Source organism: Pseudorhodoferax aquiterrae, assembly GCF_014652235.1.
Lineage (GTDB): Bacteria > Pseudomonadota > Gammaproteobacteria > Burkholderiales > Burkholderiaceae_C > Pseudorhodoferax > Pseudorhodoferax aquiterrae.
Window position 1 is genome coordinate 260,890 of sequence record NZ_BMYK01000001.1, and the last position, 17,335, is coordinate 278,224.

Genomic DNA, 17,335 nt, shown 5'->3' on the forward strand with positions numbered 1-17,335 from the left:
GAGACATTCCCGTGACATTGGACGACCTCATGTACAAGCCCGGCCTGCTGGCCGGCAAGCGCTACCTCGTGACCGGCGGCGGCAGCGGCCTGGGCCGCGTGATGAGCGAGGCCCTGGTGCTGCTGGGCGCCACGGTCTACATCTGCGGCCGACGCGAGGGCGTGCTGGAAGAGAGCGCACGCGAACTGAGTGCCGCGGCCGGCCCGCAGGACGGCCGCGCCATCGCCATGGGCTGCGACATCCGCAAGGAGGAGCAGATCGCCGCCATGCTGGACCGCATCTGGGCCGACGGCGGCGCGCTGGACGGCCTGGTCAACAACGCGGCCGGCAACTTCGTGAGCCGCACCGAGGACCTGTCGCCGCGCGGCTTCGACGCGATCGCCAACATCGTGTTCCGCGGCAGCTTCATGATGACGCTGGACTGCGGCAAGCGCTGGCTGGCCGAGGGCAAGCGTGCGGCCGTGGTTTCCATCCTCACGACCTGGGTCTGGAACGGCTCGGCCTTCACCGTGCCCTCGGCCATGTCCAAGGCCGGCCTGCACGCGATGACGCAGTCGCTGGCCGTCGAATGGGCCGGCCGCGGCATCCGCTTCAACGCCATCGCACCGGGCCTGTTCCCGACCGAGGGCATGAGCGCGCGGCTGAACCCGGGCGGCGGCGAGCACAAGACCGAAGGCAACCCCATGGACCGCAATGGCCGCATGCCCGAGCTGGCCAACTTGGCGGTGCTGCTGCTGGGCCCGGGGGCCGACTACATCAACGGCCAGACCATCGCCATCGACGGCGGCCAGTACCAGGCCACGGGCGGCAACTTCGCGCGCATGCGGTCCTGGACCGACGAGGACTGGCAGCGCGCGCGCGAGAACATCGCCGGCCAGGACGCCAAGGACAGGAGGGCCCGCCTTGCTTGAAGAACGCCTGCTGCACGGCCGCGTGGCCGTGGGCGTGGACGCCGATGGCGTCGCGCAGGTCCGGCTCGCGCGGCCGGACAAGATGAACGCGCTGGACATGGACATGTTCGATGGCCTGGTCGCCGCCACCGAGCTGCTGCAGGCCACGCGCGGCGTGCGCGCCGTGGTGCTGCATGGCGAGGGCCGGTCCTTCTGCGCCGGCCTGGACATGTCGCGCTTCGGCCAAATGCGCGAGGGCGCGCAACTGGACGGCCTGTCGGCCCTGCAGGCGCGCACGCACGGCCCTGCCAACCGGCCGCAGCAGGTGGCCTGGGGCTGGCGCGCGCTGGGCGTGCCCGTGATCGCGGCCGTGCAGGGCGTGGCCTTCGGTGGCGGCCTGCAGGTCGCGCTGGGGGCCGACGTGCGCCTGCTCGCGGCCGATGCGCGCATGTCGGTCATGGAGATGCGCTGGGGCCTGGTGCCGGACATGGCCGGCATCGCGCTGATGCGCGAACTCGTGCGCGCCGACATCGCGCGCGAACTGGTCTACAGCGCGCGCATCGTCGAGGCCGAGGAGGCCTGCCGCATCGGCCTCGGAACCCGGTTGGCGGCCGACCCGCTGGCCGAGGCCCTGGCCATGGCGCGCGAGATCGCCGGCCGCAACCCCGACGCCGTGCGCGCGGCCAAGCGCCTCATGAACCAGACCGCCGACGGCGACGAGGCCCAGCTGCTGCTGGCCGAGTCGGTCGAGCAGCAGCGGCTGATTGGCAGCGCCAACCAGCGCGAGGCGGTGGCGGCGGCGATGGAGAAGCGCGCGGCGCGCTTTCAGGACCCCGCCTGAACAGGTTCGGGCCCAGTTCCCGAAGGACTGGTCGTTCTTGACGACGTCCTTCCAGCGCGCGATGTCGTCGTCGATGAAGCGCTGGAACCGCTCGGCCGGACCGGGCCCGCGCACGAGGCCGCTGCGCGTCGCCAGGCGGCCGAGGACCACCGGATCGGCCCAGACCTCGTCGACGGCCGCACGGCGCTGGCCCACCACCGCATCGGGCAGGCCAGCCGGCCCCCTGCTCCCGTCGCAGACCCCGATGTCGTAGGCCGGGTGGGCGGCGTCGCCGAAGGTCGGCACGCCCGCGCCAGCCCATGGACGGCGAGGTGATGCGGCCCACGGCCGTGTCGCCCGGCAGCGGGTCGGTCCGCGCGCCGATCTGCCCGCCCGTCAGCGCACCCAGTGCATCGGCGCCGCCCTCGACAGATGCGGGCGATCTTGCCGTGCCGCATGGTGAGAGAGACATCAACCGTATTGTTTAATCGAATGCAATATCTTCATTTTGTCTACTTTTAGTGCTGTTTGGATATTGACTTGCACAGATCCATAGCACGATATTGAGGTGAGTGCGTACCGAGTTGCATAGAGTTCACAACTGTCACATGCAGTTGTTCTATTCTCAACAAACAGTCTCTGTCAAAAACTACAATTGTGTACGTTGAGGTACTGTTTTTTGTGGGGCTTCGCATTGCGTGCGGAGAGGGGGAGCCTTGAAAAAAATACCAAGGTGCGGTTGCTGGGGCCGCATGCCAGCGCAGCGCTGGCTGCGCGCCGCGTGGGGGGCCGTTGCCATCGCCGGTGTGCCGGGTGCGCGGGCTGGTGCCATGTCGCTGACGATTTCCAGCCCTTTGGGCGACGCCTGGGCATGGTCGCTGGGCGGGCTCATGGGACTGGTGATGGTGTTGCTGACGGTCTACACGGCGCGCCACTACGTCTTCTCGCTGAACCGCCTGTTCAGCCGCCAGCGCAACCCCTACGCCAGCCTGGTCCACGCCGAATGGCCCCGCGTGACCATCTTCGTCGCCGCGCACAACGAAGAAGACGTGATCCGCGACTGCCTGGAGAACCTGATGCGCGTCGACTACCCGGCCGATCGCATGCTGGTGGTGCCGGTCAACGACCGCTCGACCGACCGCACGCGCGAGATCGTCGACGAGGTCGTCTCACGGTTTCCAGGCCGCATCCGGCCCTTCCACCGCACTGGCGGCAAGCCCGGCAAGGCTGCGGCGCTCAAGGACGCCACCGAGACCGTCGACACCGACTTCATCATCGTCTTCGATGCGGACTACATGCCCTCGCGCGGGCTGATCCGCCGCCTGATGGCGCCGTTCTTCGACCCCGAGGTCGGCGCCGTGATGGGCCGCGTGGTCCCGCTCAACGTGGGCGCCAATCTGCTGACCCGCTTGCTCGACCTGGAGCGCTCCGGCGGCTACCAGGTCGACCAGCAGGCGCGCATGAACCTGGGGCTGGTGCCGCAATACGGCGGCACCGTCGGTGGCATCCGCATCAGCGCACTCCAAGCCGTGGGCGGCTGGCACGACGACGTGCTGGCCGAGGACACCGACCTGACCTACCGGCTGCTGCCGGGTGGCTGGCGCACGGTCTACCACAACCGGGCCGAGTGCTATGAGGAAGTGCCGCAGAACTGGTCCGTGCGCATGCGCCAGATCAAGCGCTGGTCCAAGGGCCACAACCAGGCCATGGTGCGCCACAGTGCCGCGCTGCTGCGCCAGCCCGATCTGCGCTGGACCGAGCGCATCGACGGCGCCTTGCTGCTGGGCGTCTACATGATGTCGCCCGTGCTGCTGTTCGGCTGGGTGCTCAGCGTGCTGATGTACTTCACGGTCAGCATGCAGTGGCTGGCGCCTGCGCTGATGGTCATGGCCTTCATGGCCCACAGCGCGCTCGGCAACTTCGCCGCCTTTTTCGAGATCGCCACCGCGACCCACCTGGACCGCTCGCGCCAGCGCATCCGGCTGCTGGCGTTCTCGTTCCTGGGCTTCATCGTGAGTGCCGTGGCCATCATGCGTTCGGTCTACGAGCAGGTGCTGACCGACCGGCTGCCGGGCGGCAAGTTCCAGTGGGACAAGACCGTGCGCTACCGCCGCGCCAGTCCGGTCGTCGCCATGCCTCCTGCCAAGGCCGGCCCGTGAAGCTCGCGTTGCTGTTGCTGGCGACCTTCGCGGTGATGCTGCTGCCCATGCTGCCGGCACTGGTGGAGTGGCTGCGTCCGAGCGACGTGCAGCCGCTGCGCATCGACGCGGCCGACGCGCTGGACCCGCCCTATCTGGCGCGCAGCTTCGCCACGCGCCTGGCCGAGGCGGTGACCACTGGCACGGGCGCGCTCGGCAGCACCGCCATCGTGGCCTGTTCCGCTGCGGATGAGGCGCTGCCGTTGGACGCGGCCGAGCAGGCCGCGCGCGCAAGCCACCGCCTGTGGTACGCCGAGGGCGACCTTTGCCTGCCGGACGGCATGGCGTTCTATGCCGAGGTGGCGACCACGGGCGACCTGCGCACCGCCAGGCGTGGCATCTACAAGGCCTTGTGGGCTCGCGGCGCCGTGCGGCTCGCGGCCCATTCCTCGGTGCTGCGTTGGGCGCATGGGGACCGACTGTTCGTGGACGAGGGCTGCCACCTCGCCGGCCGCGTGACGGCCGAGCGCCTGCTGGTGCTCGCGCCGGGCGCCGACTTCCTGCTGCTGCATGCGCCCTGCGTGCAATTCCTGCCGCGTGGACCCAGGCCGGTGCTGGCTGCCGTGCCGGGCGACGGCGCGGCGTTGACCGGCGTGCGCTGGGACGCCTCGGGCCGCCGCGCCATCCGCAGCGGCGCGCTCGCCGTGCCGGCCGGCACCGCCTGGCAGGGCGATCTGGTGTGCCATGGCGACCTGGTGCTGGGACCGCGCTGCGTGGTCGGCGGCAGCCTCAAGGTGCGGGGCCGGCTCACGGCGGGCCCGGGCTGCACCTTCGCGGGCAACGTGTTCGTCGAACGCGAGGCCGCACTCGGAGCGGGTTGCACCGTGCGCGGGGTGCTGATGTCCGAGGTGGCCCTCGCGCTCGGTAGCGGCTGCACGCTGGGCACGCTGGCCGCGCAGACCACCGTGGCCGCGCCGCGCATCGAGATCGGGGCCGGCGTGCAGGTCCACGGCACGGTCTGGGCCGAGGTGCAAGGCCGTTGCGTGGCGGCCCTGGCATCGGCGCCCGAACCGGCGCCGCCCGTCGCTGCCCAGGCGGTCGCGCCATGAGCGGCCAGGCGTCTCCAACCCGCGTCTGGCTGGTGCGCGCAGCCCTGGTGCTGGCGGCCGTGGCGGCGTTCGTGGTGTTCGGCCGGTTGAGCGGCACCGCAAGACCTTCCGGCGAGGTCGCCACGCGGCTGGCGCTGCTGATCCCCGATGAGCTGTCCACCAGCGACCCGCATGTGCAGGCCTGGGAGGATGCCGCGGCCGAGCTGGGCTTCGGCCTGTCGGTGGTGCGTGCGTCCGACCTGCTGCGCGCCGGCGGGATGCCCCAGGGGGCCGCGCTGATCCTGCCCGACCAGGTGCACCGCCGCATGAACGACGCGCTGGTGAAGGCGCTGGAGCAGCGCGTGCTGGCCGGCACGCAACTGCTGTTGGTGCACGACGCCGGCGTCCAGGACCTGGCCGGCAGCTATCCGCCGGGTGCCTCGCGCCTGTCCGACCTGGCCGGCGTGTCGTACGCGCTGTACGAAGAGCTGCGTGGCCGCATGTCGGGCGACCACGTGGCCTGGGTGGAAGGCGCTGCCGTGCCCTTGTTGCGGCTGCCGCCGGGCAAGCTGATCCGCGACGGCGAAGGAGAGCCGCTCAGCAGCGACCAGCCGCCACCGGGCGACGACGAGCCGCTCGCGGTGGTGGGCTACCACTACGGGCGGCTCACCTACTCGGTGTTCGCCACGCGCGGCGCTTTCGCGGGCAAGCGCCTGATGCACGCCGACGACGGCAGCCTGCTGGCCGGCGTGCACCGCGTGGGCAAGGGCCAGGTGTTGTTCGTCAACTTGCCGCTGACCTACCTCAAGCTGCGCACGGATGGCCTGTTCCTGCACGCCTTCCTGCGCTACTTCGCACAGGACCTGGTCGGGCTGCCGCAGCTCTCGCCGGTACCCGATGCCAAGGGCGCATTGATCATGAACTGGCACGTCGACGCGGCCGCGGCCGTGCCGGCCATCGAAGCGCTGGAGGCGTTGGGCGTGTTCGAGCAGGGTCCGTACTCGATCCACCTGACGGCCGGGCCCGATGTCGACCACCCCGGCGATGGCCAGGGCATGGACCTGGCCCACAACCCCAGCATGCAGTAGTGGGTGCGCCGCTTCGTCGCGCGCGGCGACGAGGTCGGCAGCCATGGCGGCTGGATCCACAACGCCTTCGGCCGGGATGTCGGGACGCGAAAGCCCGCGGCGTCGATCCCGTTCCTCGAGCGCAACCTGCAGGCCGTGCGTGCGGCCAGCGGCAAGCCCGTGCGCGAATACTCGGCGCCGCTGGGCAACCATCCGGCCTGGAAGACGCCGTGGCTGCGCGACCAGGGCATCCAGGCCTACTACTTCACGGGCGACATCGGCATGGCACCCACGCGCAGCTACCAGGATGGCAAGCGCAGCCCGTCCGGCATGTGGGCCTTCCCGGTGCTGAGCTACGGCGCGCATGCCAGCTTCGAGGAGACCTCGTTCGCCGGCATCGCGCAGCGCGACATCGGCGCCTGGCTCAAGGACGTGGCCGACTTCTGCGCCCAGTACCGCACGGTGCGGCTGGTGTACTTCCACCCGCCCGGCGTCGCGCTGTTTCCGGACGCCTTCCGCGATTGGCTGCAGCACACCAGGCAACTGGTGGACGACGGCACGCTGCGCTGGATCACCATGGCCGGCTACACCGCGTTCGCCAACGAGCGGCTGGCCGTCGACTGGAGCACGCGGGCCGCCGACGGCGCCGAATGGCTGGAGGCGGACCATCCGCGTTCGCTCGCGCACTTCGCCTGGCTGCTGCCGGCTCGCCGCTACGACGCGCCGCAGGTGCTGCAGGGCCAGGCCGAAATCGCGCGCCAGGGCGATGCCTGGCGCGTCATCGCCGGCCCCGGGACCCGGTTGCGGCTGCGGCTGCCCCTGCACGCCGCCACGCCGCCCACCGCTTCGATCTCCAACGCATCCGCATCTCCATGACCGCATCTTCCACACCGACCGGCCGACCCATCCTCATTTCGGTCGGCACCCGCCCCGAGATCATCAAGATGGCGCCGGTCTACGCCGAACTGCGCCGGCGCGGCCAGGCCGTGGCCTGGGTGCACAGCGGCCAGCACCGTGAAATGGCGCAGTCGCTGTACGACTTCTTCGACATCCGGCCCGAGTACGAACTGCAGCTGCAGCGCCGCAATGGCAGCCTGGCGCACCTGAACGCGCTGCTGCTGGAAAGCCTGAGCGCCGTCTACGAACAGGCGCAACCGGCCGCGGTGCTGGTGCACGGCGACACCACCAGCACGCTGGCCTCGGCCCAGGCGGCCTTCTACCTGGACATCCCGATCGGCCATGTGGAAGCGGGGCTGCGCACCTTCCAGCCGCGCGAGCCCTTTCCCGAGGAGAAGAACCGCGAACTGACGGCGCGCCTGGCGCACTGGCACTTCGCGCCCACCGCGGGCGCCGCGGCCAACCTGGCACGCGAGGGCATCGCTGCCGACGCCGTGCACGTGGTCGGCAACACCGCGGTGGACGCCGCGCTGGGCGGCGCGGCGCGGCTGGACCACCTGCTGGCCAGTGGTGCGCTGGCGCTGCCCGAGCCCTTGCAGCGGCTGCGCCCCTGGCTGGCGCATGGCCGTCTCATCACCGTCACCGCGCACCGGCGCGAGAACTGGGGTGCCGGCATCCGCGACATCGCGCGCGCCGTGGCGCGGCTGCTGCAGGCCGATCCGCGCTTGGCGGTCGCCTGGCCCGTGCATGGCAATCCGGCCGTCGCCGACACCGTGCATGCCGAGCTTGGCGAACTGGCCACGCGGCTGGAAGGCCGGCTGTGCCTGTGCCCGCCGCTGGACTATCCGGCGTTGCTGTGGTGCCTGCAGAACAGCGCGCTGGCGCTGACCGACTCGGGCGGCATCCAGGAGGAGGGCGCGGCGCTGTCGCGCCCGGTGCTGGTGCTGCGCGACACCACGGAGCGGCCCGAACTCATCGAGGCCGGCGCCGGCATGGTCGTGGGCACCGACATGCAGCGCATCGTCGGCTGCGTGACGCGCCTGCTGTGCGAGGGCGACGAACTGGCGCGCATGCGCGCAGCGGTCAACCCCTTCGGCGACGGCCGCACAGCGCAGCGCATCGCCGATGTGCTGTCGGGCGCGCGATGAGGCCGCGCGGGTGCACCGGCCGCCTGGCCTGGGCGGCAGCGCTGGCATGCGTGCTGTGCGGCGCCGCGCAGGCGCAGACGGCCGGGCCGTTGACGGCGGAGCCATCGGCACCGGCGCCGGCTCCCGCGCCGGCTCCGGGCCCGGTGTCCTCGCGCATGACCTGGGACCTGCAGACCACGCACAGCAAGCTCAGTGCCGGGCTGCCGGACGGCGAGACGGTCAACCTGCGTGGGGCCATCACGCTGGACAACGGCGACGTGCTGAACCTCGAACTGCTGCGCGAGCGCAAGTTCGGAGACACCGGCGGCGTGGCGGCCGGCAGCTACACCTTGCAGCTGTCGGACCGCTGGTACGTGGTGCAGTCGCTGGCGTTCGGCGCGGGGGGAGAGAACTGGTCCATCCTGCGCTCGGACACGCAGCTCTCGCGCAAGTGGCTGTCGCAAGGCCAGCTGGTCACCTCGGCCGCGGTCTACGGCGCGGCGCTGCACCGCAACCGCAGCGAGGCCGGCATGCGTCTGGCCATGGCCTGGTACCTGCCGGCACCGGTGGTGCTGGAGAGCGGCGTGGTGCTCAACATCAGCCAGCCGCGCAACCGGTTCTCGTACATGCCCTTCGCCAGCATGACGGTGGGACGCGAAGGCGCGGCCTACTTCAGCCTGCGCGTGGCCAGCGGCACCGAGGCCTACCAATCCATCGGCGCACGCTCCGAGCTGGTGGACTTCCGCAGCACCAGTGTGATGGCGACCGGGCGCGTGTGGCTCGGCCAGCGCTGGGGCCTGAGCGCGCAGGCCGAGCGCTATTCCAACCCGAGCTACAAGCGCCACACGCTGGGTGTGGGCGTGTTCCTCACGTTCTGAGCCGCAACGCACCATGGCCAAGTCCCCGCATGCCAAGTCCCGCGCCGCGGTCCGGCGCCTGAGCGTGCGCGGCCACCTGGGCGGCACCATCGCCCAGCACCGCGCCATCTGGCGCCAGACGCTGCCCACGCAGCGTGTGCTGCAAAGCGTGGTGCTGGCAGGGGCCTTCAGCGCACTGCTGCTGTGGTCGCGGCCGTGGCTGGAAGCCGCCTGGACCGACACCTTGCTCTGGTGGATGCACGCGCTGGCGCTGCCGGGCCGCTTCCTGCCGGGCGACCCGAGCCAGGGCGGCGGCCTGGACCTGGTCGTGCCCCTCATCGTGCCCGAACTGCCGTTGTCCGATCCCTGGTCGCCGATGCGGCATGGCGCCGTCGTGCTGTTGCTGTGGTGGTGTTCGGGCTGGTTCTCCGACGCCGCCAAGCCGCTGGCCTTCTTCATCCGGCTCGGAGCGCTGGTGCACGGCGCCTCGGTGCTGTTCTTCATGTTCTGGCCGGCCAGCTTCACCCACACCGTGAGCAGCCACGTGGCCAGCGGGCTGCGCCAGGCCTGGTACCTGATGCTGGCCACGCCCTGGATCCATCTGCTGACCTACTACCTGTTCCCGTTCGCGGCCTGGCAGCGCGTGGCGCTGACGCTGACCACGCTGGCCTTCCTGGCGCTGCTGACGCCGCTGCAGTACGCCGTGCATGCCGCGCTGGCGCAGATGAGCGGACTGATCCTGCTGCCGCTGCTGAACCTGGTGTTCGGCGTGATGCTGCCCGTGGTCGGCGTGGTCGCGCTGTACGGCTGGGGCATGGGTTGGCGCAACCGGGGCATGGAGGCACGGCATGTCTAGTGTGGCGGGCTGGCGCGCCATCGGTCTGATCGTGGCCGTGTTGCTGTCGGGCTGCGCGTCGGGCAAGGCCACGGCACGCACCGGCACACCGGTCGTGCTGGCCACCCCGCTGGCGCCCGTGACCGAGCCTGCGGAAACTGCCTGCGACAAGGGCGGTCTGGTCGACGCCGGGTTCCGCGATGCCGCACTGGCAGCGCTGTCGCGGCTGGTGGTGCATGCGCCGGGCCTGGCGGCCGATGGTGCGGTCCGCGCCAACAGTGCACCCGGCCACGTCGATCCCAGCGGGCAGGCCTGGCATTTCATCTCCGCCTACCAGGTCAATCTGGCGCTGATGGAGGCCTTGCGCGTGGCCCCCGGCAACGCGCCGGTCGCCGCCGGCTGGCTGCGCTGGCAGGCGCGCCACACCACGCCCACCGGGGCCGGGCAGGGGGTGGTATTCGACCACTGGATCCGTGTGTCGGACCTGCACGTGGCGCCATGCCCGCCCGGGCGCGTGCTCGGCGATTGCCCGCAGGTCGATGCTTACGACAGCACGGCGGCCTCCGCGCTGCTCATGGCCGATGCCTACCTGGCCGCGACCGGCGACGCCGCGCTGCTGCGCGAGCCCGCCGTGCGCGCCGCGCTGGAGCGTTCGGCGGGGACCGTGGTCGCACTCACCCAGCCCGACGGCCTGAGTTCGGCCAAGCCAGGCCATCGGGTGGAGTACCTGATGGACGCCGCCGAGGTGGTGGCCGGCTGGCGTGCCTGGGCCCGCGTGCAGCAGTCGGCCTATGGCGACCGGGCCGGTGCCCAGGCCAGCCTGGATGCGGCCTGGCGCATGGAAGACGCCATGCGCCGGCAACTGTGGCATGCGCCCAGCCAGGCCTGGCGCGTGAGCCGGCAGGCCGGCGCGCCCGATGTTTCGGTGTGGTACCCGGACACCGTGGCGCAGGCCTGGCCGCTGCTGTGGGGGGTGCGCGGCCCGGCCGCCACCGATGCCGCCACCGCCTGGCGCGACATGTCCGCGCGCTGGCGGGGCGCGGACGGCTGGACGCACCGCAATGTCGACCCCGATGGCTTCTGGTGGCCCGCCGCGGCAGTGGCGGCGCGTTGCGTGGGCCACGGGGCCGACGCGCGCCGTTGGGTCGCGCGCGCCCGCGCCGCATGGCTGGCGCCCGGCGATCCCTTCGCCTGGCCGTTCCAGGTCGGCGACCTGCGCTGGCTGTTCTGGCTGTCCGATCCCGCCGCGGTCGTGCCCCGGCCCTAGGCCATGCCTGCTCTGTCTCTCCGCGTTTCCCACTGATTGTTCTTTCAACAAGGATGCATCCATGTCATTGACAGTTCTTGCCCGCCGCCTCGCCCTCTGGCGGCACCGAGGGGCGGCCGCGCTGTATGCGCTGCTGCTGGTCCTGCTGGCCGGCCCGGGCCTGGCCCAGGCGAACAGCCGCGACAGCCTCACGCTGCTCGTGCCCGACGACGCCGACATCGCGAGCTGGCAGGTGAAGGTCTGGACCGACACCGCGGTCGAGGAGGGCCTGCAGATGAAGGTCATGAAGGCCTCCGCCTTCCTGGCGCTCGGCAGTTCGGCGAACGCCAGCATCAGCGGTTTGGTCCTGCCCGACAGCGCCCACATCCGCGCCAGCGATCGCCTGGTGGAGGGCGTCAAGCAATACGTGTCCCGTGGCGGCAGGTTGTTGCTGGTCTACGATGCCGCCAGCCTGAACGACGGGGGCTTCTACGACGTCAGCGGCCGTTCACGCTTTTCCGACATGGTGGGCGTGGACTACGTGCTCTACGAAGCCCTGCGCGACCGGGTGGTGGGCTTTGGTCCCGTGGTCGGCACGCGTGGACGGCTCGACAACCTGTCGCTGCCGCCGGGCAAGTACATGCCCTATCCCGCCGCGACCAGCCCCACGGTCTCCCTGGCGGCCGCGACGCAAGTGCCCTACGTGCCGACCAGCCGGTTCGACCCCGGCGGTTCGGAGTTCATGCGCGCGTGGTACCGGGCCGGCTCCGCCACCGGCGCGCAACCGCGCGTGGCTTCGCTGCTAACGGGTCTGCGCTACGACGCGGCCGTCGCCGAAGCCACGCCGGCGCTGCGCTGGCTGCAGACGACGGGCCACACCTCCTTGCGCAGGCCCGACGACGTGAGCGCCGTGGTGGCACCCGGCGGGGCCGGCTGGACCGAGACCGCGCCGTGGCGCACGGCGGGCGACCTGGCGGCAGGCGACGCGGAACTGCAGGTCGTCAGTGGCTATGCCTTCGGCCCGCTCAGCTACTACAGCTTCGTCACGACGGGCGCGTTTCCGGGCAATGTGTTCCTGAGCTCGCCCGAGTTCGGTCTCGTCGCCGGAGAGCGCAGCTATGGCTACGGCAAGCTGTTGTTCGTCAATCTGCCGCTGGGATTCTTCAAGGCCATCGGCACCGACGGCGTGCTGTTGCACGGCGTGCTGGCCCACTTCGCGCGCGACCAGGTCGGCATGCCGCGGCTGGCAGTGCAGCCGCGCGGCATCGGCGGACTGGTCTACAACTGGCACGTGGACGATGGCGACGACATCGTGCCCGACTTCCGCGACATCATGGCCAGCAGCTTCATGGCCGGTGCCGGCCCGTTCTCCGTGCATTTCACGGCCGGCCCCGACGTCGACGTCGTGGGCGACCGGCTGGGCATGAACCTGTTGGGCAATCCCGCTGCCCAGGATGTGGTGCGGCGCACCGCCCGCACGGGTCCGTATACCTCGGCGTACGGTCTCGTGAAGCATGAAGTCGGCTCGCACGGGGGCTGGATCCACAACATCTACGGCATCAACGCCAACGAGACCAACGCGGCCACCTATCTGCCCTGGTTGCAGTGGAACATGATGGCGGTGGACGAGGTGAGCGGCGAGCGCTCGCGCTCGTACTCCGCGCCGCAGGGCAACAACCCCAGCTGGGCCGTGGCCTGGAACGAGTTCTGGGGCATCGTCGGCATGTACACGGTCAGCAACACGGGCAGCCCTGCCACGCGCGAGTGGCGCGACGGCGCGCGGCTGGCGACCAAGCTGTGGTCCATGCCCGTCACCCCGTTCGGCATCTCCGCCACGTTCGAGGACTTCGAGGCCAACGGTGTCAGCGACACCGCCTCGGCGCAATGGCTGCTGGACCTGCAGAGCTTCGTGGCCAACCGGCGCAGCAACCGCATGTTCTACAACCATCCGCCTGGCGCGGCCGCGCACCTGGACGTGGTCAAGACCTTCGTGCAGCGCGGCAAGGCCCTGCGCGACAGCGGCCGCTTCAAGTGGTACACGATGGCCGAACTGGCGGACTTCTCGCAGCGCCGTGTCCAGACCGGCTGGGCCAGCTCCAGCACGTGGCTGGGCAAGGAAGTGTTCGTTCTCAACAATGGGCAGTCGCTGACCGACATCACCATGCTGCTGCCGCGCAGCCGCTACGGCATGCCGTTCGTGTTCTGGGGCGCGGGCTCCGTGTCCTCGGACGCCACCGACTGGATCGTGACCGCCCGCTCGGGGACGGAACTCAAGTTCTACACCGTGCCGCGCTGACGCCGGCCGGTGCGCTCCAAGCGACGGCCGGCCACGGCACGGCGCGTCTGACCCGCGACCGCGGCGCACAGTGGTGCCCGCGGCGGACGCGCGGTGCGTCCCGCCTCTCACGAGGAGGCTGCCATGGCACGCGTGTCGCTGGTTTGGCAAGCAGGACTGTTGGCGGTCGCCATGTCGGCGGTCGGGTGTTCGGGGGGCGATGGCGCTGTTGCGCCGCCGGGGTCTGGCCCCGAAGCGGCGCCGCTGCAGGCGGCCGCCCTCGACACGGTGCGCGCCTGCCCCGGTGGTGGCCTGGTCGATGCTGCGTTCCGCGATGCGGCGCTGGCCATGTTCAGGCAGCTGGCGGTCCAGGCGCCAGGGCGCGACGCCCACGGGGCGGTGAGGATGCACTGGACCCCTGGCCACCGCGACCTGCAGGGCCAGGCCTGGTACCAGGTGCAGGCCTACCAGGCCAACCTGTCGGTCGTGCAGGTGCTGCGCACCGACCCCACCTTGGCGCCGCTGGCTGCCGACTGGCTGCGCTGGCAGGCGCGCCACATGCGCGCCGTGGGGCAGGGGCAAGGCGTGGTGTTCGACCATTGGCTGCGCGCAGCCGACCTGCAGGTGGCGGCCTGCCCGCCCGCACTGGCCGGGCCCTGCCCTTTCGTGGATTCATACGACAGTACGGCCGCTTCGATGCTGATGGTGGCGGACAGCTACCACGCTGTGACCGGCGACGTGGCCGTGCTGCGCGAGGCCGCGGTGCAGGCAGCCTTGCGCGCCTCGGCCGCCACGGTGGCTGCGCTGCACCAGGCGGATGGACTGACCTGGGCCAAGCCCGACTACTCCGTGGCCTACCTGATGGACGCGGTCGAGGTGGCTGCCGGGTGGCGTGCCTGGGCCCGCGTCCAGCAGGCGGCCTACGGTGACACCGCCGGTGCCGCACGCAGCGTGGCCATGGCCCAGCGAACCGAGGATGCGACGCGGGCGCTGCTGTGGCATGCCCCCAGCCAGACCTGGCGCCATGCGGTGCAGGCAGGGGCGCCAGATTTCTCCCGCTGGTACGCCGACACCGTGGCGCAGGCGTGGCCGCTGTTGTGGGGCGTGGAAGGTCCGCGCAGCGGCGACGCCGCCAACGCCTGGCGCCGTGCCTCGGCGCGCTGGCTGGGCGCGGACGACTGGTCGCGGCGCAATGTGGACGCGGCGGGATTCTGGTGGCCCGCCGCCGCCGTCGCCGCACAGTGCGTGGGCGACACGGCATCGGCCCGCGCCTGGATCGCCCGCGCCCGCGACGCCTGGCTCCGTCCCGAGCAGCCGTTCCCCTGGACCTTCCATGTCGGCGACCTGCGCTGGTTGCTCTGGATGGCCGATCCGCGTGGCGCGGTCTCCGGCAGGCGCTGACGCGCCGCCGCGTCTCAGCGAATCACACCCAGCTTGCGCGCGATCGCCACCGCTTGGGTGCGGCTCTTGGCGTCCAGCTTCATGTTGATGTTGCGCAGGTGCGTGCGCACCGTGCTGTCCGAGACGAACAGCTTCTCGGCCATGGCGCTGTTGGAATAGCCCTCGGCCAGCAGCTGCAGCACGCGGATCTCCTTGCGCGTGAGCGGCTCCTCGCTGCCGCCGGCGGCCGGGGCCGGCGCCTCGGGCTCGGCCGCGGCGAGCGGGCCGATGGCGTGCAGCAGGCGCTGCAGGTGCTCGGCCTGGATCGGGTCGGCCGCATCGGGCATGGCCGCGGCATAGCGCTGCAGCAGCCGGCCCACCGCCGGGCCCTCGTCCAGGATCAGGCGCATGAAGCCCTCCTGGCTCGCCGTTTGCAGCACGGCGCCGATTTCCGCCGCGGCGCCGGCCGCATCGCCGGCACGCTGCAGGGCCAGCGCGCGCAGCACCTGCAGCTTGAGCACGCGGCGCATGCGCGCGGCCGTGGTGGCGGCGTGGATCTCGGCGTCCAGCAGCTGCAGCGCGGCGCGGGCATCGCCGAAGGCGACCTCCCAGCGCGCCTTGGCCAGCGCCAGGTAGTCCAGGTCGTGCGCGGGCAGGCGCATGCGGCGCTCGCGCTCCCAGATCGCCGGGTCGTCCGCGCGCTGCAACTCGTCGCGCGCGGCCGGGCCGTTGCCCTGCAGCAGCAGCATGCGCGAGCGCTCCAGCTTGGCGCCGGCCACCACGCGCGGCAGCTGGCGCGCATGGCCCAGGTACTCCAGCTCGGTCAGCGCCTGCAGGGCGGCTTCCACGTCGCCGCTGTGGAAGGCGATGCGCGAGCGCATCACGTGCGACAGGATCATGTGGTCGGGCAGGCCCACGTCGCGCGCCAGCGGCAGGTAGACGTTGAGCAGGTGCTCGGCCTGCGGCAGCTGGTTGGCCTCGTAGACCACGCCGGCGTACAGCACGCCGGCCCAGGCGTTGCCGTGGCTGTGGTTGTAGGTCACGGCATGGGTGGAATCGACCGCGATGCGAAAGCGCGCCGTGGCCTGGCGCAGGCGCCCGGCCTGCAGGTCCAGCATGCCCTCGGAGGCCTCGGTGTACATGCGGTGGAAGGTGCCGTCGCGCTTGGCATGGCCCTGCTTGCTGCGCGCGGCATCCAGCAGGCGCTGCGAGGCATGCTGATCGCCCATGACCGACAGGATGTGGGCCATGGCATTGAGCAGCGCGCTGTCGGCGAAGGCCAGGCCCGTGGGCAGGCGGTTCAGGCAGGCGCGGCCGGCCTCGTAGGCCTCGTCGTAGCGGTCCTGCATGGCCCATAGCAGCGGGTACAGCGTGTGCGCGCAGGCGCGCACCTCGGGCAGCGGGCTGTGCACGCAGTCCGAGGCCTCCAGCCTGGCCATCGCATCCCAGGGGCCGTGCGTGAAGCACTCGGCCCACAGCGCGATGAGCTGCAGGAAGGGGTACTGGCGCAGCTGGTGCTCGGGGATGGCGGCGAACCAGCGCGCCAGCAGCCGCATGCGGCCCTGTTCGAGGAACTGCTCGGCCCAGGTGTCGAGCAGCGTCAGTGCATGGGGATGGTCGCCGCCTTCGATGGCGTGGTCGATGGCCGGTACCGGCCGGCCCTGCGATTCGTACCAGCCCGAAGCCGCCAGGTGCAGCCGCGCGAGTTCGTCGGGCTGCTCGCGCGCGAGCTGGGCACGCAGGAAGTCGGCGAACAGGCTGTGGTAGCGCCAGGCCTGGGGCGCATCGCCGGCCTCGCTGCTGATGGGGGTGAGGAACAGGTCGGCCGCGGCCAGCTGCTCCAGGATGGCCGCGCTGTTGCCGCGCGGGATCAGCGCCTGGCAGACGGACGGGTCGAGCTGGCGCAGGATGCTGGTGCGCAGCAGGAAGTCGCGGATGGCGCCGGGCTGGTGCGCCAGCACGTCCTCGGCCAGGTACTCGGCCACGGCGCGGTTGGAGCCCGAGAAGCGTTCGACGAAGTCGGGTGCCACGCCCGGACGCTCCAGCGCCATCGAGGCCAGCCAGATCGCCGCCACCCAGCCCTCGGTCTTGCGGTGCAGCTGGCCCAGCCGCTCGGCCGACAGCGCCGGCAGGGCGCGCTGGCTCAGGAAGGCGCCGGTCTCCTCCAGGCTGAAGCGCAGCCGGTCGGTGTCGATCTCCAGCAGCTGGCCACGCGCGCGCAGCCGGCCCAGGCCCAGGTCGGGCAGGCTGCGCGAGCCGATCACGATGCGGCCGCCGCGTGGCATGTGCTCGACGATCTCGCGCACCAGGCCCAGCACGGCGGGCTCGTGCACCACCTCGAACTCGTCCAGGAACAGCGCGAACGGCGCGTCGTGCGCGGCCAGCACGGCCACGGCATCGAAGGGCGCGTTGCCGCGGGGGCCGTCCATGCCCAGGCGCAACACCACCTCGCCCAGGCAGGTGACGAAGCGCGACATGTCGTTGTCGGCCCGGTCCAGCGTGAGCCAGGCCGTGGCGATGCCCTGCTCGTCCAGGTGCTGGCGTGCCTGCGCCATCGTGGTGGTCTTGCCGAAGCCGGCTGGCGCGCGCACCAGCACCAGCCGGGCGGCGGTGCCGGCGATCTCACCGGCGATGGCGGCGCGCAGCACCTGGGTCGGCGCGACCGAGGGCGGGTTGAGCTTGGCTTCGAGGATGCGGGTGGCGGAAGGCGGCATC

Annotated in this window: 13 protein-coding genes; 12 read left to right on the top strand and 1 reads right to left on the bottom strand. The window is 71.4% G+C overall.

Annotated features, from left to right (window positions below):
• Window positions 1-11: 11 nt before the first annotated feature.
• From IE209_RS01195 to IE209_RS01250, 12 genes are all read left to right on the top strand, one after another.
• Window positions 12-911 (top strand): SDR family oxidoreductase, encoded by a 900-nt coding sequence (locus IE209_RS01195; protein WP_189685200.1) that lies wholly within the window; start codon window positions 12-14, stop codon window positions 909-911.
• Between the two features lie 7 nt (window positions 912-918).
• Entirely contained in the window at window positions 919-1,731 is an 813-nt protein-coding gene (locus IE209_RS01200; protein WP_229882661.1) for a crotonase/enoyl-CoA hydratase family protein, read from the top strand.
• Between the two features lie 809 nt (window positions 1,732-2,540).
• The gene (locus IE209_RS01205) at window positions 2,541-3,869 is read left to right on the top strand and encodes a glycosyltransferase family 2 protein (protein WP_189685201.1); all 1,329 of its coding nucleotides are present in this window, start codon (window positions 2,541-2,543) and stop codon (window positions 3,867-3,869) included.
• Complete coding sequence (locus tag IE209_RS01210; protein ID WP_189685202.1) at window positions 3,866-4,957, top strand: polymer-forming cytoskeletal protein; 1,092 nt, start codon at window positions 3,866-3,868, stop codon at window positions 4,955-4,957. Before IE209_RS01205 ends, IE209_RS01210 begins: the two co-directional genes overlap by 4 nt.
• Complete coding sequence (locus IE209_RS01215) at window positions 4,954-6,024, top strand: polysaccharide deacetylase family protein (RefSeq protein WP_189685203.1); 1,071 nt, start codon at window positions 4,954-4,956, stop codon at window positions 6,022-6,024. The genes IE209_RS01210 and IE209_RS01215 overlap by 4 nt, the downstream gene beginning before the upstream one ends.
• 3 nt (window positions 6,025-6,027) lie before the next feature.
• On the top strand, window positions 6,028-6,879 hold the full coding sequence (locus IE209_RS01220) for a polysaccharide deacetylase family protein (RefSeq protein WP_189685204.1): 852 nt from the start codon (window positions 6,028-6,030) through the stop codon (window positions 6,877-6,879).
• Window positions 6,876-8,048: a non-hydrolyzing UDP-N-acetylglucosamine 2-epimerase gene (gene wecB / locus IE209_RS01225; RefSeq protein WP_189685205.1), complete on the top strand. Its 1,173-nt coding sequence runs from the start codon at window positions 6,876-6,878 to the stop codon at window positions 8,046-8,048. The genes IE209_RS01220 and wecB overlap by 4 nt, the downstream gene beginning before the upstream one ends.
• Before the next feature lie 155 nt (window positions 8,049-8,203).
• Window positions 8,204-8,905 (top strand): YaiO family outer membrane beta-barrel protein, encoded by a 702-nt coding sequence (locus IE209_RS01230; protein ID WP_189685206.1) that lies wholly within the window; start codon window positions 8,204-8,206, stop codon window positions 8,903-8,905.
• A 13-nt stretch (window positions 8,906-8,918) separates the two neighbouring features.
• Window positions 8,919-9,740: a hypothetical protein gene (locus IE209_RS01235; RefSeq protein WP_189685207.1), complete on the top strand. Its 822-nt coding sequence runs from the start codon at window positions 8,919-8,921 to the stop codon at window positions 9,738-9,740.
• Window positions 9,733-10,986, top strand: a complete 1,254-nt coding sequence (locus tag IE209_RS01240; RefSeq protein ID WP_189685208.1) for a hypothetical protein — start codon at window positions 9,733-9,735, stop codon at window positions 10,984-10,986. Before IE209_RS01235 ends, IE209_RS01240 begins: the two co-directional genes overlap by 8 nt.
• Window positions 10,987-11,047: 61 nt before the next feature.
• Complete coding sequence (locus IE209_RS01245) at window positions 11,048-13,261, top strand: polysaccharide deacetylase family protein (protein ID WP_189685209.1); 2,214 nt, start codon at window positions 11,048-11,050, stop codon at window positions 13,259-13,261.
• A gap of 267 nt (window positions 13,262-13,528) precedes the next feature.
• Complete coding sequence (locus tag IE209_RS01250) at window positions 13,529-14,641, top strand: hypothetical protein (RefSeq protein ID WP_189685210.1); 1,113 nt, start codon at window positions 13,529-13,531, stop codon at window positions 14,639-14,641.
• Window positions 14,642-14,655: 14 nt separating this feature from the next.
• Here the strand turns inward: IE209_RS01250 and IE209_RS01255 are convergent, their stop codons facing one another.
• Window positions 14,656-17,334, bottom strand: a complete 2,679-nt coding sequence (locus IE209_RS01255; RefSeq protein ID WP_189685211.1) for a winged helix-turn-helix domain-containing protein — start codon at window positions 17,332-17,334, stop codon at window positions 14,656-14,658.
• Window position 17,335 lies beyond the last annotated feature (1 nt).

Bases quoted from the DNA above. Each gene is read 5' to 3' on its own strand.
- IE209_RS01205 (WP_189685201.1), top strand. From the start codon at position 2,541: ATGTCGCTGACGATTTCCAGCCCTTTGGGCGACGCCTGGGCATGGTCG.
- IE209_RS01215 (WP_189685203.1), top strand. From the start codon at position 4,954: ATGAGCGGCCAGGCGTCTCCAACCCGCGTCTGGCTGGTGCGCGCAGCC.
- wecB (WP_189685205.1), top strand. From the start codon at position 6,876: ATGACCGCATCTTCCACACCGACCGGCCGACCCATCCTCATTTCGGTC.
- IE209_RS01230 (WP_189685206.1), top strand. From the start codon at position 8,204: ATGACCTGGGACCTGCAGACCACGCACAGCAAGCTCAGTGCCGGGCTG.
- IE209_RS01235 (WP_189685207.1), top strand. From the start codon at position 8,919: ATGGCCAAGTCCCCGCATGCCAAGTCCCGCGCCGCGGTCCGGCGCCTG.
- IE209_RS01240 (WP_189685208.1), top strand. From the start codon at position 9,733: ATGTCTAGTGTGGCGGGCTGGCGCGCCATCGGTCTGATCGTGGCCGTG.
- IE209_RS01245 (WP_189685209.1), top strand. From the start codon at position 11,048: ATGTCATTGACAGTTCTTGCCCGCCGCCTCGCCCTCTGGCGGCACCGA.
- IE209_RS01255 (WP_189685211.1), bottom strand. From the start codon at position 17,334: ATGCCGCCTTCCGCCACCCGCATCCTCGAAGCCAAGCTCAACCCGCCC.